The sequence below is a fragment of the Plantibacter sp. CFBP 8804 genome, assembly GCF_014841225.1.
Lineage (GTDB): Bacteria > Actinomycetota > Actinomycetes > Actinomycetales > Microbacteriaceae > Plantibacter > Plantibacter auratus.
In genome coordinates, this window is sequence record NZ_JACYTU010000006.1 from 68100 (window position 1) to 80766 (window position 12667).

Genomic DNA, 12667 nt, shown 5'->3' on the forward strand with positions numbered 1-12667 from the left:
CATCCTGCAATCGTCGGGCACTCGGGCGTCACCCCTTGAGAGCGCCGGATGCCAGCCCCTTCATGATCCGCTGGTTGAGGAACACGAACACGACGAGCAGCGAGAAGACGTTGATGCAGATGCCCGCGAACAGCGGCCCGTAATCGACCTGGCCGAACTCCCCGCTGAAGTTCAACAGACCGGCCTGGATGGTGCGGAGGTCGGCGTTCGTCGTGAACGTCAGCGAGATGAGCAGGTCGTTCCAGATGGAGAGGAACTGGACGAGCCCGATCGTGAAGAGCGCGTTCCGCACCATCGGCAGCCCGATGGACCAGAAGGAACGGATGATGCCGGCACCGTCGATCGTCGACGCCTCGAACACCTCGCGCGGCACGGCCCGGAAGTAGGCGGTCATCATGAAGACCGTCAAGGGCATCCCGAGTGCCGTGTAGGTGATGATCATCGGCCAGTAGGTGTTCGTCAGGCCGAGGTTGAAGTATGCGACGAACAACGGGACGAGGATCATCTGGCCGGGGATCATGATGCCGGAGATGAACAGCAGCAGTGTCAGGTTGCGGCGCTTCCACACCATCACCTCGAGGGCGAAGGCGGCGGCGACGCCGAAGATGAGGATGAAGACGAGCGACGGCAGGGTCACGATGACGCTGTTGAGCAGGTTCTGCGAGATGTTGCCGGTCGTCCAGGCCGTGACGTAGTTGTCGAAGCTCCACGACTCCGGGAGGGAGAAGGTGGACTCCTGCAGGAACTCGCGCTGGTTCTTGAACGAGGACAGGAACAGCCAGACGATCGGGTAGATCTCGATCACGAGCAGGAGTCCGATGAGGATGACCGAGGGCAGTTTCCGCAGGTAGTATGCGCGCGAGCGGGGAGCGCGTCGCATCTTCGGGCGGCGGACGGCGGTGCCGGATCCGTCGCCGCTGCCGCTCGAAGCCGGGGTGGTGGCGCCGGGCGCCGGGGTGATGGCGGTCGTCATGGCGTCAGTCCTTCGTCAGGTCTTTGCGGGAGGTCTTGAAGATCAGGAGCGTCACGAGGAAGCACATGATCGTGAGCACGAACGCGAGCGTCGAGCCGTAGCCGTAGTTCTGGTACGTGAACGTCGTGTTGTACATGTACAGCGTCAGCGGGGTCGTCGCCGTCCCGGGCCCACCGCCCGTCAAGGCGAGCACCGAGTCGAACACCTTGAGCGTCGCGTTGAAACTGAAGATCACGGCGGACAGCAGGACGGGGAGCGACAGCGGCACGATGATGTACCGGACGAGCTTCAGGCCGCGGGCGCCGTCGATGCGGGCCGACTCGATCACCTCCTCGGGGATGTCGAGGAGCCCGGCGTAGAGCAGGACGGCGTAGAAGCCCATCGACCGCCACAGGTCCATGATGATGATCACGACGAACGCGCTGTCGGGCGAGCTGAACCAGTCCACCGAGTCGATGCCGAAGCCGTTCAGGATGGCGTTGACCGGCCCGGTCTGCGGCGCGACCTCGAACAGGCGCTTGAACAGCAGCCCGACGGCGACGGTCGGCAGCACGACCGGGAAGAACACGAGCGTGCGGACGAGCGTCGACGCCTTCTTGAGGACGAAGACGTAGAAGAGGGAGAGTGCGTACCCGAGGGCGATCTGCGCGACCGTCGCGATGAGCGAGTACTTGATGCTGAAGAAGATCGCTTCCGGGGCCGTCGGGTCGGCGAACAGCTGGGCGAAGTTGTCGAGGCCGACGAACTCGAAGCCGCGCAGGTCGCCCTGGAAGAAGGTGAGGCCGAACGACCACATCACCGGGACGAGCTTCACCAGGGTGAAGATGAGCAGGGCCGGGCCCAGCAGGATGGCGATTGCCTTCCTGTCGCCGAGGACGTCTTTCATGCTGTGCTCCTGAGTCGGTCGGGGGACCGTGAGGCTGGGGCGGCAGGGTGCGTGACCCGCTGCAGGGGTGGAAGTCCGCGGACGGACGGATCCGGTCGCCGGGCGGGTGCCAGGCGACCGGATCGCCGGTTACTTCTTGAGACCCGCGTCCACGCCGGCCTGGACGAGCGCCGCGAAGTCCTCGGGGGAGATGCCGCCGGTGAGCAGCGGGGCGGCGTTCGTCTGGGCGTCGACGCCGGCCTTCTCGGGGAGGAAGGTCTCGAACCAGGTGACCGTCTCATCGGTGTCGGCCATGATGCCCTGCACCTCGGCGGTGAGCGCCGGGACGTCGGTGACCTCTTCGTTGAGCTTGAAGCCGGAGATGACGCCCTGGTTCTTCAGCACGCTGGAGCCGTAGTTCTCCGCGATGCAGCTGAGCCAGCCTCCGACCTTCTCCTCGTCGTACCCCTTCGTGGAGAACGAGGTCGCCGCACCGGTGTTCGCCGGGTACTGGTCGATGGACCCCTTGCCGCCCTCGACGGTCGGGAACGGCATGAAGCCCACGGCGTCCTCACCGATCTGGTTGAGTTCGGTGTTGTAGACGTCGGCGAGCATCCAGGTGCCGTTGTACATCATGGCCGCGTTGCCGGTGAAGAACTCGCTCGTCGCGGTCTGCATGTCCATCGTCGTGATGCCGGCACCGAAGTACTTGCCGAGGTCCGCGACGGCGGTGATCGCCTCGACGTACTCCGGGTCGGTCAGCTTGGCGTCACCCGAGGCGATGTCGTTCATCGCGTCCGGGCCGAGCAGCCGGAAGAGGTAGGTGCTGATGTAGCGGGTGATCGTCCAGCCCTGGGCACCGGAGACCGTGAAGGCGGACTTGCCGGAGGCCTGGACGGTGTCGGCCGCGTCGAGCAGTTCGTCCCACGTCTGCGGGACCGCGATGCCGAGGTCCGTGAACATCGTCTTGTTGTAGAAGAAGCCCTCGACGTTGTACTGGTAGGGCATCGAGACGAACCGGTCGCCGTAGATGTTCTTCACGGTGGCGACGGCCGAGGGGAGGATGTCGTCCATGACGCCCAGCTCGGTGAGGGTGTCCTCGAGGTCGAGGACGGTGTCGTCGTCGCCGAGGGTGCCGCCGGGCCGCAGCGGTGCGGTCGGTGCGGTGAAGGTCGTGGGCAGGGCGTTCTGGCTGGCGAGCAGCGTGACGCGCTGGAGCACGTCGGCCTGGGGCAGGGTCTCGACCTTGAGCGGCAGTGCCTTCTCGTTCGCGGCGCACGCGCCGTCGCCGAGAGCGGTGAGTTCGTCGCGGACGATCGAGTTCTCGACGGCCGCGAGGTAGTCGAACGACGTGGCGCTCGATGCGCCGCCGTTCCCTGCGCAGGCGGTCAGGGCGAGAGCGGTGACGCCGAGAGCGGCGATGGCGGTGGCCGACCGACGTTTCGGGGCCCGGTGCGCTGTGGACACATTTCCTCCTTGAAGATGTGGCAGTGATATTGAGACGCGAGCGGTGATGGTCGCGAGCAACTTTGAAGCGTTTCAATGGCCGAGGCTAACCGCGCTCGGGTCGCATGTCAAGCGTCGGATCAGTTCCGCTCGGTGCGGCGCTTCGAGTGCGTCTGGGGCTGGACGGAATGCATATTGACACGTTTCAAGACGGCGACGAGAATGGGTGATCGTCGTCCCGTGATCTCGATCATGTCGGCACGACCACAGTCAACGACGATGCACGGCGAGTGAACCCGCCGGACGAGGAACGGAACCGCACATGAGGTTGCAGGGCAAACGAGCCGTCATCACCGGAGCAGCAGGAGCGCTCGGCCGGGTGATCGCCCAGAAGCTCGCCGCGGAGGGTGCCGACGTCGCCGGCCTCGACCTCAACGCCGCGGGGCTCGAGGAGACGGCGGGACTCGTCCGTGCGCACGGGGTGCGGGCCGCATCGGCGACGGCCGACTTGACCGACTTCGACGCCGTCCAGGCTGCCGTCGGCGGCATCGTCGACGAGTGGGGAGGGGTCGACATCCTCCTGAACGGTGCGGGCGGCGGCGCGGTCAGCTTCTTCCACGAGATGACGTACGAGACCTGGATGACCCAGATGGACCGCAACCTCAACTCGGTGTTCAACGTCACGCGCGCAGTCCTGCCCTCGATGCTCGAACAGCGCTCCGGTCGCATCATCAGCATCGCGTCCATCGCCGCCGTCAGTGGCGGACGCCTCGTGCGCGGGGCGACGGCCTACGTCGCGGCCAAGGCCGGCGTCGTCGGACTCACGAAAGCGCTCGCCATCGAGGTCGCCGAGCAGGGTGTCACCGTCAACGCGCTCGCCCCCGGAGCCCAGGCGACCCCCGGCCGCGACAACGACACCCCGGAGCGTCGCGAGGCGCTCCTCGCGCAGATCCCCACCCGGCTGCTCGGCGAGCCGGAGCACCTCGCGGAAACGGTCGTCTTCCTCGCGTCGCCCGCCGCGGTGAACATCACCGGGCTGATCCTGCCGCTCGACGGCGGACACTCGATCTAGGCGACGGGACGGCGACGGACGATGACGACAGGACCAGAGGACATGACGAGACTCGAGCGCGGCAAGGCGAAGTTCGACGAGGTGTACGGCGAGGGGAAGTCGGAGGGGCTCGTCGCGATGCAGACCGGGCTCGCGCAGGATCTCGCGCGTTTCGGTATCGAGTTCAACTTCGGCGACATCTACTCCCGGCCGGGGCTCACGCTGGCGCAGCGGGAGCTCATCACCCTCGCGGCTCTCGTCGCGCTCGGTGGGCTCGAGCCACAGCTGCGCGGCCACACCCGCGGTGCGATCAACGTCGGCTGCACCGCGACGGAGATCCTCGAGACCGTCATCCACACCGTGCAGTACGCAGGGTTCCCTCGCGCCCTCAACGCGATCCGGGTCGTCACGGACGCCCTGATCGAGTACGGCGTGGAGATCCCCGAGCCCCTCGGACCGGAGCCTCACCGCGATCAGGAGTGACCCGGACAGGGCGATCTAGACTGAGCCGGGCCGCGGGAACGCTCCCGGGGGATGCAGGACGACAGGAGGGGTTGAGCATGGGACGAGTCGGAATCCGCGAGGTCGCGACGCTCGCCGACGTGTCCATGGGCACGGTCTCCCACTACATCAACCACCCCGACCGCGTCTCGCCCGAGAAGCAGGAGCGCATCCAGCGGGCCATCGACCAGCTCGGGTTCGTGCGCAACAACGCCGCCTGGCAGCTCCGTCTCGGTCGGAGCGGCACCATCGCCTACATCGCGCCGGACGTCAGCAACCCGTTCTTCGCGACCATCGCCGAGGGGGTGGAGCAGCGCGCGGCCGAAGACGGTCTCTCGGTGTTCATCGCCAACTCGAACCGGAGTCGTGAGCGCGAGGACGCCTATCTCGGCATGTTCGAGGCGCAGCGTGTGCAGGGCATGCTCGTCGCCTCCCACGAGTCCGTCGAGGAGCGGTTGACGAGCATCCGGCAGCGGGGCATCCCGTCGGTCCTCGTCGGGCAGCTCGCATCGTCACCGGACCAGCCGTCGGTGTCGGTCGACGACGTCCGTGGCGGGTTCCTCGCCGCGGAGCACCTGCTGCAGACCGGTCGTCGCCGGCTCGCGTTCGTCGGTGGTCCGCTCGGCATCCGTCAGGTCGCCGACCGGTTCGAGGGGGCGAGTGCCGCCGTCGCAGCCGTTCCGGGAGCCACGCTGGAGGTGATCGCGGGCACGGAGCGCACGATCGCCGAGGGGCGCGAGCTCGGACGAGCGATCGCCGCACGACCGGTCGACGCCCGTCCCGACGCCGTCTTCGCGGTCAACGACCTGCTGGCGCTCGGCATCATGCAGACGCTCGTGGTCGAGCACGGGGTCCGGGTGCCCGAGGACATCGCGATCGTCGGCTACGACGACATCGAGTTCGCGGAGTCGTCGATCATCCCCCTCACCTCGGTGCGGGCGCCGCACGAGGGTTTCGGTGTCGCCGCCGTCGAGCTGCTCCTCCTGGAGTTCGCCGTCGCCGACGGTGCCCCCGTCCCGCCTCCGTCATCCCGCCACATCGTCTTCGCCCCGGAACTCGTCCCCCGGGCCAGCTCGCGAACTGTCACCAACCGCTAGTCCAGCGCCCCGTCACTGTGCTGGAGTGACAGTTCGCGGGCTTTGGCGGGTGGCGGTTCGGATGCGGTAGAGAGATGTGCTGGCCGTGATGTAGAGGGTGCGGCCGTCGGGGTCGCCGAAGCAGACGTTCGCGGTGCGCTCCGGGACCGGGATGCGCAGGATGGTCGCGCCGGACGGGTCGAAGACCTCGACGCCGTCGCCCGCCGACGACCAGACGTTGCCGTCGACGTCGATCCGGAAGCCGTCGGACGCGGGTACCGCGGTGCTCGCGAAGGTGCGACCCGGGGTGTCGCCGAAGACGACCGAGACGCCGTCTGCTGCGACGTCGTAGGCCGCGATCCGACGGGCGGCGGTGGCGGTGTCGGACACGTACAGGATCGACTCGTCAGGTGAGAACGCGAGCCCGTTCGGGTGCACCATCGCCGTGATGACCGGCTCGATCGCCCCGGTGTCCGGTTCGAGACGGAAGACGTAGCACCCGCCGTACTCCTGCTCGCCGGGGTGGCCCTCCTCCCCGCTCGGGTCGATGCCGTAGGGCGGGTCAGTGAACCAGATCGAGCCGTCGGAGTGCACGACGACGTCGTTCGGGGAGTTGAAACGGCCGCCGGCCCAGCGGTCGACGAGCGTGACCGGCCCGTCCGGTCCCTCGATCTCGACCGCGCGGCGCCCGTGACTGCACTGCACGACCCGGCCCTCGCGGTCGATCGTGCGCCCGTTCGTGTACTCGGCGCCGTCGCGGAACACGGCCGTCTCACGGGTCGCGGTGTCGAACTCGAGGATGCGGTCGTTCGGGATGTCGCTCCAGCGCACGCGGCCGGTCTCCGCGATCCACGCGGGCCCCTCGCTCCAGATCGCGCCCGTGTACAGGTGCTCGAGGACAGCGCCCTCGGCGAGCAACGGGGATGAGGCGGGCATCGTGACATCGGCGTCGGTCATGACACCCAGCCTATTCGGCAGGTGCCGGTCTACGCCGGCTCGATGGGGGAGGAGCCGAGGTTGCGGGCGCTCGGTCGGGTGACGGGCGGCTCGACGATGGACTCGAGGAACGCCCACGCGTCCATGCGCCAACGGTCGCCGGCGACGTCGATCGCCTCGATGCGGAACGGTGGCGTGAGGATCGCGTCCCAATCGATCGAGTCGAGCACGCGACGCGGGATCATCTCGTCGACGTACGGTGCCTCGCGCTCCGGGTCCGGCGCGACCTCCGGTGCCTCGTCGTCGACGAGGTTCTCAAGCCGGTCGATCATCGCGTCGTCGAACGCCTGCATGCGCGTGATGAGCGCCTGGAGCTCGTCAGGCTCGAGGGCGGCGACGAGTTCGAGCAGGTAGGCGCGGCCCGGATAGGCCTCCGCGGGTACGTCGACGATGTTGTACCGGCCGTCGTCGGAGATCCACATAGGTCAACGCTAGCCCGTCGCGGCTGGAGGCCTGCGGTGAGGTGCGTCGATTCGTCGTTCGAGTCGCCGTGGGACGACGATTCGCCGCATCTCAGGCGGTCGGCACCTGGCTCGGGTGGACGGGCAGCTGCGCGGCTGGACGGACGAGCGCCGTCGGGCCGGGATCGGTGAACCCGAACTGCTCGTAGAGGCCGTGCGCGTCGCTCGTGAAGAGTGTCCACCGGAAGTGCGCGCCGGGACCGTCGTCGATCATCGCCTGCACGATCCGCTTGCCCAGTCCGTGGCCGCGGTGGGCCTCGAGGACCACCACGTCGGCGAGGTAGGCGAAGCCGACGCCGTCGGACACCGCTCGTGCGAAGCCGACCTGCTCACCGGTCTCGTCGTCATAGGCACCAACAACCCGCCAGGCGTCGTCGATCTGCGCCTCGACGTCGGTTCGGCTGCGCCACTTGGCCCAGTAGACGGCTCGCAACGCGCCCCAGACCATGTCGCGGTCGATGCGGTCCTTCGAGTCGTCGATGCGGTAGCCCATCGGCCCACTGTAGGACGGTCGGTGCCGGGCCGTGGAGAGCCAGTCCGGCCTCGGCGGCCCGCTCGTCATCGGGCGACACGACGGAATAGTCGAGCCGTCTGCGGGCTTAGCGTGAGGAGAAGTACCAGCGATGCACCGAACCTCTGGAGGATCATCAGATGACTCACGCCCGCACCACCCTCGGAACGTCCGACCTGTCCGTCTTCCCGCTGAACCTCGGCGGCAACGTGTTCGGCTGGACCGCCGACCGGCAGACCTCGTTCGACATCCTCGACGCCTTCGTCGCGGGCGGTGGCAATTTCATCGACACCGCCGACGGTTACTCCGCGTGGGTACCCGGCAACACCGGCGGTGACTCCGAGCGACTCATCGGCGAGTGGCAGGAACTCCGCGGCAACCGCGACGAGCTCGTCATCGCGACGAAGGTCAGCCAGCACCCCGACTTCCAGGGGCTCGCGGCCGACAACATCCTGAAGGCCGCCGACGCCTCACTCGAGCGCCTCCGCACCGACCACATCGACCTCTACTACGCGCACTTCGACGACGAGTCCGTGCCGTTGGAGGAGACGGTGACCGCGCTGTCGTCGCTCGTCGACGCCGGCAAGGTCCGCTACCTCGGCATCTCCAACTACTCCGCAGCGCGCATCGCCGAGTGGTTCAAGATCGTCGAGGCCAAGGGGCTCCACCGCCCTGTCGCCCTCCAGCCGCACTACAACCTCGTCGAGCGCGACTTCGAGGGGGAGCTGCGCACGATCGCCGAGCGCGAGCAGCTCGCCGTGCTGCCGTACTTCTCGCTCGCGAAGGGCTTCCTGACGGGCAAGTACCGCGAGGGGTCGAGCGTCGACAGCGTCCGCGCCGAGGGTGCCCAGGCCTACCTGGCCGACCACGCCGCGCTCCTGCCGGTCCTCGACGAGGTCGCCGCCGCCCACGGCGTCTCGGTCGCGACGGTCTCGCTCGCGTGGCTCCGTTCGCAGCCGACCGTCGCCGCGCCCATCGCGAGTGCCCGCACGGTCGAGCAGCTGCCCGACCTCCTCGCCTCCGCCACGCTCGAGCTCTCCGCCGACGAGCTGGCCGCCCTCACCGCAGCCTCGGTCGCGTAGGGGAGAGGCCGGCGAGGGCTCCTCTCCGCGCTCCGAAACACCCCGGCAACATGTGTCCCGGTAGAGTCGGCCCATGGGTGACCTGTTCAACGGCTATGGCGGCACGCTCGCCCCGCGCAAGACTCCGGGCGGCGTCCCCGCCTTCGACGAGATGTTCGGCGAGGCGGCGGAACACGCGGGTGGTGCGACCGCCAGGCGGGCGTATCAGGAGATCTACAGCTCCCTCGCACGGATGACCCAGGAGGAGCTCCGAGGTCGCACCGACGCCCTCGCCAGCTCCTACCTCGCGCAGGGCGTCACCTTCGACTTCGCCGGTGAGGAGCGCCCGTTCCCGCTCGACGCGGTCCCGCGAGTGATCGAGCAGCAGGAGTGGACGCAGGTCGAGGCCGGCATCAAGCAGCGCGTCAAGGCGCTCGAGGCCTTCCTCGCCGACGTCTACGGCCCGCAGCTCGCCGTCCGCGACGGCGTCATCCCCGCGAAGCTCATCTCCTCGTCGTCGCACTTCCACCGGCAGGCCTACGGGATCCAGGCTGCGAACGGCGTCCGCATCCAGGTCTCGGGTATCGACCTCATCCGCGACGAGCACGGTCAGATGCGCGTGCTCGAGGACAACGTCCGGGTCCCGTCCGGCGTCAGCTACGTCATCTCCAACCGTCGTGTGATGGCGCAGACGCTCCCCGAGCTGTTCGTCTCGATGCGCGTGCGGCCCGTCGGCGACTACCCGAACAAGCTCCTGCAGGCGCTGCGTGCGTCGGCCCCGCCCGGCGTCGAGGACCCGAACGTCGTCGTCCTCACCCCCGGCGTGTACAACTCCGCGTACTTCGAACACACGCTGCTCGCGCGGCTCATGGGCGTGGAGCTCGTCGAGGGTCGCGACCTCTTCTGCTCCGGCGGCAAGGTCTTCATGCGCACGACCGCCGGGCCCACCCGCGTCGACGTCATTTACCGCCGTGTCGACGACGAGTTCCTCGACCCGCTGTCGTTCCGTGCCGACTCCATGCTCGGTTCGCCCGGGCTCATGCTCGCCGCGCGCCTCGGCAACGTGACCATCGCGAACGCGGTCGGGAACGGTGTCGCCGACGACAAGCTCGTCTACACGTACCTGCCCGACCTCATCAAGTACTACCTCGCCGAGGACGCGATCCTCCCGAACGTCGACACCTGGCGGCTCGAGGACCCGCTCGCCCTCGAAGAGGTGCTCGACCGCCTGGACGAGCTCGTCATCAAGCCCGTCGACGGCTCCGGTGGCAAGGGCCTCGTCGTGGGTCCGGACGCCTCGAAGGAGGAGCTCGCGACCCTCAAGACGAAGCTGCAGGAGGACCCGCGCGGCTGGATCGCGCAGCCGGTCGTCATGCTCTCCACCATCCCGACGCTCGTCGAGGACGGCATGCGTCCCCGCCACGCCGACCTGCGTCCGTTCGCGGTCAACGACGGCAACGACGTCTGGGTGCTGCCCGGCGGCCTCACGCGCGTCGCCCTGCCGGAGGGCCAGCTGGTCGTGAACTCCAGCCAGGGTGGCGGCTCGAAGGACACCTGGGTGGTCGGCCGCGCCTTCGATCCGAACGCCGCGCCCGAGGCCTCGTCGCACGACATCCAGGGTCTCGTCGCCGAACAGGCCACGACCGAGACGACGTCGATCCCGATCATCTACGACCACGGCACGACCCCGGAGCATTCGCCCCAGGACCGTCCGGCCGGCAACCAGGACCAGCAGGAGCAACAGCAGCAGACGCTCGCCCAGCCCGCTGCCGACGGGTCGACGCAGGAGGACGCATCATGCTGAGCCGCATCGCCGAGAGCCTCTTCTGGATCGGCCGCTACATCGAACGCAGTGACGGTACCGCGCGCATCCTCGACGTCCACCTGCAGCTGCTGCTCGAGGACCCGTGGATCGACGAGGACACCGCCTGCCGGTCGCTGCTGTCCGTCATGGGCAGCGACGCGCCCGCCGACCAGGAGCTCACCCGCCAGGACGTCCTCGCGCAGCTCGCCGTCGACCGCACGCACCCGGCGTCGATCGCCTACTCGCTCGGCGCCGCCCGCGAGAACGCCCGACGTGCCCGCGAGATCGTGTCGACCGAGCTCTGGGAGTGCCTCAACACGACCCGTGCCCGGATGCCGCGCCGCGTCGCGAGCGACAAGGTGCACGAGTTCTTCGGGTGGGTGCGCGAGCGTTCGGCCCTCGCCGTCGGCATCGTCGACTCCGCCACGAGTCGCGACGACGCCTGGCGTTTCTTCACCCTCGGTCGCAGCCTCGAACGCGCCGACATGACTGCCCGACTCCTGGCGACGCGGTCGCTCACCGAGGCCAGCGGCCCGTCCTGGACGACCATCCTCCGCTCCTGCGGTGCCTACGAGGCCTACCTGCGAACGTACCGCGGCATGCCGAGCGCGAAGAACGCGGCCGAGTTCCTCCTGCTCGACCAGCTCTTCCCCCGGTCGGTCATGTTCTCCATCAGCCGGGCCGAGGAGTGCATGCGCGACCTCGAACCGCGCCGAGGCCGCGTCGGGACGGTTGATTCCGCCCAGCGCCTGCTCGGTCAGATCCGCAGCGACCTCGAGTACCGGCCCATCCAGGACACGCTCGTCGACCTCCCCGGCCGCATGGACGCCGTGCAGAACGTCACCAGCCAGGTGTCGGAGGCGATCCGCGAACGCTACTTCCCCACTCACGCGGTGCCCGCGTGGATCGGAGAGAACTCATGACCCGGCTCCACATCAAGCACAGCACCGGCTTCTCCTACGGCGGCAAGGTCAACGCGTCGTACAACGAGGCGCGCATGCTGCCGGTGACGACCGAGGACCAGTACGTCCTGTACTCGCACATCGACATCCAGCCGGGAGCGTCGCAGTCGACGTACACCGACTACTGGGGCATGAAGGTCTCGGCGTTCGAGGTGCTGACGCCGCACGAGGAGCTCTCGCTCACGGCGACGAGCCTCGTCGAGGTCCGGCCCCGTAAGCACGAGCCGCACCCGACCGGCTGGGAGCAGCTCGACATCGCGACCCAGGCCGCCGTGACCCGGGTGGAGCACCTGGAACAGACCCGACGCACGACGCCGCCGGACGACCTCGTCGAGCTCGCCCGGACCATCGCCGACCGCTACGAGAGCCCGTGCGAGGCCGCGATGGCCATCAGCCGGGAGATCGGCGAGCAGATGGACTACGTGCAGGGCGTCACGAGCGTGTACTCGACCGCCGCCGAGGCGTGGGCGAACCGCAAGGGCGTCTGTCAGGACATCACGCACATCGTCCTCGGGGCGCTGCGCTCCGTGGGGATCCCGGCCCGGTACGTGTCGGGGTACCTGCACCCGAAGCCGCACGCGGCGATCGGCGAGACGGTGACGGGGGAGTCGCACGCGTGGGTCGAGTGGTTCTGCGGTGACTGGCGTGGGTTCGACCCCACCAACATGGTCGACGTGGGCGAGCGTCATGTCCTCATCGGGCGGGGGCGTGACTACGGTGACGTCTCCCCGCTCCGTGGGGTGTACGCGGGCCCTTACCGCTCGAAGCTCTTCGTGAAGGTCGAGATCACCCGAGAGGCCTGACCCGGCTGGTGCTGCTGCCAGCGCGGTGCGCTGACGCGAGCGCGGGTCATGCGCGTGAGCGCGGGTCTCCGGAGGGTCGCGCTCACGCGCAGGCCACGCGGTCGCGCCCGTTCAGGTGCTCTCGCGTCAGCGCACCGCGCCGACGCCTACAAGCCCG

Annotated in this window: 13 protein-coding genes; 7 read left to right on the forward strand and 6 right to left on the reverse strand. The window is 68.5% G+C overall.

What is annotated here, in order from left to right; translation table 11 throughout:
- Nucleotides 1-28: 28 nt before the first annotated feature.
- The 3 genes from IFU11_RS12500 to IFU11_RS12510 form a co-directional block, all read right to left on the reverse strand.
- The gene (locus tag IFU11_RS12500; RefSeq protein ID WP_228507330.1) at nt 29-973 is read right to left on the reverse strand and encodes a carbohydrate ABC transporter permease; all 945 of its coding nucleotides are present in this window, start codon (nt 971-973) and stop codon (nt 29-31) included.
- A 4-nt stretch (nt 974-977) separates the two neighbouring features.
- Nucleotides 978-1859: a carbohydrate ABC transporter permease gene (locus tag IFU11_RS12505; RefSeq protein WP_064295739.1), complete on the reverse strand. Its 882-nt coding sequence runs from the start codon at nt 1857-1859 to the stop codon at nt 978-980.
- Between the two features lie 129 nt (nt 1860-1988).
- Complete coding sequence (locus IFU11_RS12510) at nt 1989-3305, reverse strand: ABC transporter substrate-binding protein (protein WP_079003547.1); 1317 nt, start codon at nt 3303-3305, stop codon at nt 1989-1991.
- A 301-nt stretch (nt 3306-3606) separates the two neighbouring features.
- Here IFU11_RS12510 and IFU11_RS12515 point away from each other — a divergent pair, with 301 nt between their 5' ends.
- The 3 genes from IFU11_RS12515 (at nt 3607) to IFU11_RS12525 (ending at nt 5933) form a co-directional block, all read left to right on the forward strand.
- Nucleotides 3607-4356: an SDR family oxidoreductase gene (locus IFU11_RS12515; protein ID WP_192019132.1), complete on the forward strand. Its 750-nt coding sequence runs from the start codon at nt 3607-3609 to the stop codon at nt 4354-4356.
- A gap of 42 nt (nt 4357-4398) precedes the next feature.
- Nucleotides 4399-4818 carry a carboxymuconolactone decarboxylase family protein gene (locus tag IFU11_RS12520; protein WP_137244324.1) on the forward strand — a complete coding sequence of 140 codons (420 nt, stop codon included), beginning with the start codon at nt 4399-4401 and terminating at the stop codon, nt 4816-4818.
- 77 nt (nt 4819-4895) lie between these two features.
- Entirely contained in the window at nt 4896-5933 is a 1038-nt protein-coding gene (locus IFU11_RS12525) for a LacI family DNA-binding transcriptional regulator (protein ID WP_192019133.1), read from the forward strand.
- 12 nt (nt 5934-5945) lie between these two features.
- Here IFU11_RS12525 and IFU11_RS12530 read toward each other — a convergent pair whose 3' ends face one another.
- The 3 genes from IFU11_RS12530 to IFU11_RS12540 form a co-directional block, all read right to left on the reverse strand.
- Nucleotides 5946-6869, reverse strand: a complete 924-nt coding sequence (locus tag IFU11_RS12530) for an SMP-30/gluconolactonase/LRE family protein (protein WP_192019134.1) — start codon at nt 6867-6869, stop codon at nt 5946-5948.
- Between the two features lie 29 nt (nt 6870-6898).
- Nucleotides 6899-7330: a hypothetical protein gene (locus IFU11_RS12535; protein WP_192019135.1), complete on the reverse strand. Its 432-nt coding sequence runs from the start codon at nt 7328-7330 to the stop codon at nt 6899-6901.
- 91 nt (nt 7331-7421) lie between these two features.
- Nucleotides 7422-7862 (reverse strand): GNAT family N-acetyltransferase, encoded by a 441-nt coding sequence (locus IFU11_RS12540; RefSeq protein ID WP_192019136.1) that lies wholly within the window; start codon nt 7860-7862, stop codon nt 7422-7424.
- 158 nt (nt 7863-8020) lie between these two features.
- On the opposite strand from IFU11_RS12540, the gene IFU11_RS12545 reads away from it, so the two are divergent.
- The 4 genes from IFU11_RS12545 to IFU11_RS12560 all read left to right on the forward strand — a co-directional run bounded on the left by IFU11_RS12545 (nt 8021) and on the right by IFU11_RS12560 (nt 12510).
- On the forward strand, nt 8021-8962 hold the full coding sequence (locus IFU11_RS12545) for an aldo/keto reductase (RefSeq protein WP_192019137.1): 942 nt from the start codon (nt 8021-8023) through the stop codon (nt 8960-8962).
- A 73-nt stretch (nt 8963-9035) separates the two neighbouring features.
- Nucleotides 9036-10745 carry a circularly permuted type 2 ATP-grasp protein gene (locus IFU11_RS12550; RefSeq protein WP_137244152.1) on the forward strand — a complete coding sequence of 570 codons (1710 nt, stop codon included), beginning with the start codon at nt 9036-9038 and terminating at the stop codon, nt 10743-10745.
- The gene (locus IFU11_RS12555; protein WP_064295753.1) at nt 10739-11668 is read left to right on the forward strand and encodes an alpha-E domain-containing protein; all 930 of its coding nucleotides are present in this window, start codon (nt 10739-10741) and stop codon (nt 11666-11668) included. The genes IFU11_RS12550 and IFU11_RS12555 overlap by 7 nt, the downstream gene beginning before the upstream one ends.
- Nucleotides 11665-12510, forward strand: coding sequence for a transglutaminase family protein (locus IFU11_RS12560; protein ID WP_079706431.1), 846 nt, complete (start codon nt 11665-11667; stop codon nt 12508-12510). The genes IFU11_RS12555 and IFU11_RS12560 overlap by 4 nt, the downstream gene beginning before the upstream one ends.
- Nucleotides 12511-12667: the final 157 nt, after the last annotated feature.

Bases quoted from the DNA above. Each gene is read 5' to 3' on its own strand.
- IFU11_RS12500 (WP_228507330.1), bottom strand. From the start codon at position 973: ATGACGACCGCCATCACCCCGGCGCCCGGCGCCACCACCCCGGCTTCG.
- IFU11_RS12505 (WP_064295739.1), bottom strand. From the start codon at position 1,859: ATGAAAGACGTCCTCGGCGACAGGAAGGCAATCGCCATCCTGCTGGGC.
- IFU11_RS12515 (WP_192019132.1), top strand. From the start codon at position 3,607: ATGAGGTTGCAGGGCAAACGAGCCGTCATCACCGGAGCAGCAGGAGCG.
- IFU11_RS12520 (WP_137244324.1), top strand. From the start codon at position 4,399: ATGACGAGACTCGAGCGCGGCAAGGCGAAGTTCGACGAGGTGTACGGC.
- IFU11_RS12525 (WP_192019133.1), top strand. From the start codon at position 4,896: ATGGGACGAGTCGGAATCCGCGAGGTCGCGACGCTCGCCGACGTGTCC.
- IFU11_RS12530 (WP_192019134.1), bottom strand. From the start codon at position 6,869: ATGACCGACGCCGATGTCACGATGCCCGCCTCATCCCCGTTGCTCGCC.
- IFU11_RS12535 (WP_192019135.1), bottom strand. From the start codon at position 7,330: ATGTGGATCTCCGACGACGGCCGGTACAACATCGTCGACGTACCCGCG.
- IFU11_RS12540 (WP_192019136.1), bottom strand. From the start codon at position 7,862: ATGGGCTACCGCATCGACGACTCGAAGGACCGCATCGACCGCGACATG.
- IFU11_RS12545 (WP_192019137.1), top strand. From the start codon at position 8,021: ATGACTCACGCCCGCACCACCCTCGGAACGTCCGACCTGTCCGTCTTC.
- IFU11_RS12550 (WP_137244152.1), top strand. From the start codon at position 9,036: ATGGGTGACCTGTTCAACGGCTATGGCGGCACGCTCGCCCCGCGCAAG.
- IFU11_RS12555 (WP_064295753.1), top strand. From the start codon at position 10,739: ATGCTGAGCCGCATCGCCGAGAGCCTCTTCTGGATCGGCCGCTACATC.
- IFU11_RS12560 (WP_079706431.1), top strand. From the start codon at position 11,665: ATGACCCGGCTCCACATCAAGCACAGCACCGGCTTCTCCTACGGCGGC.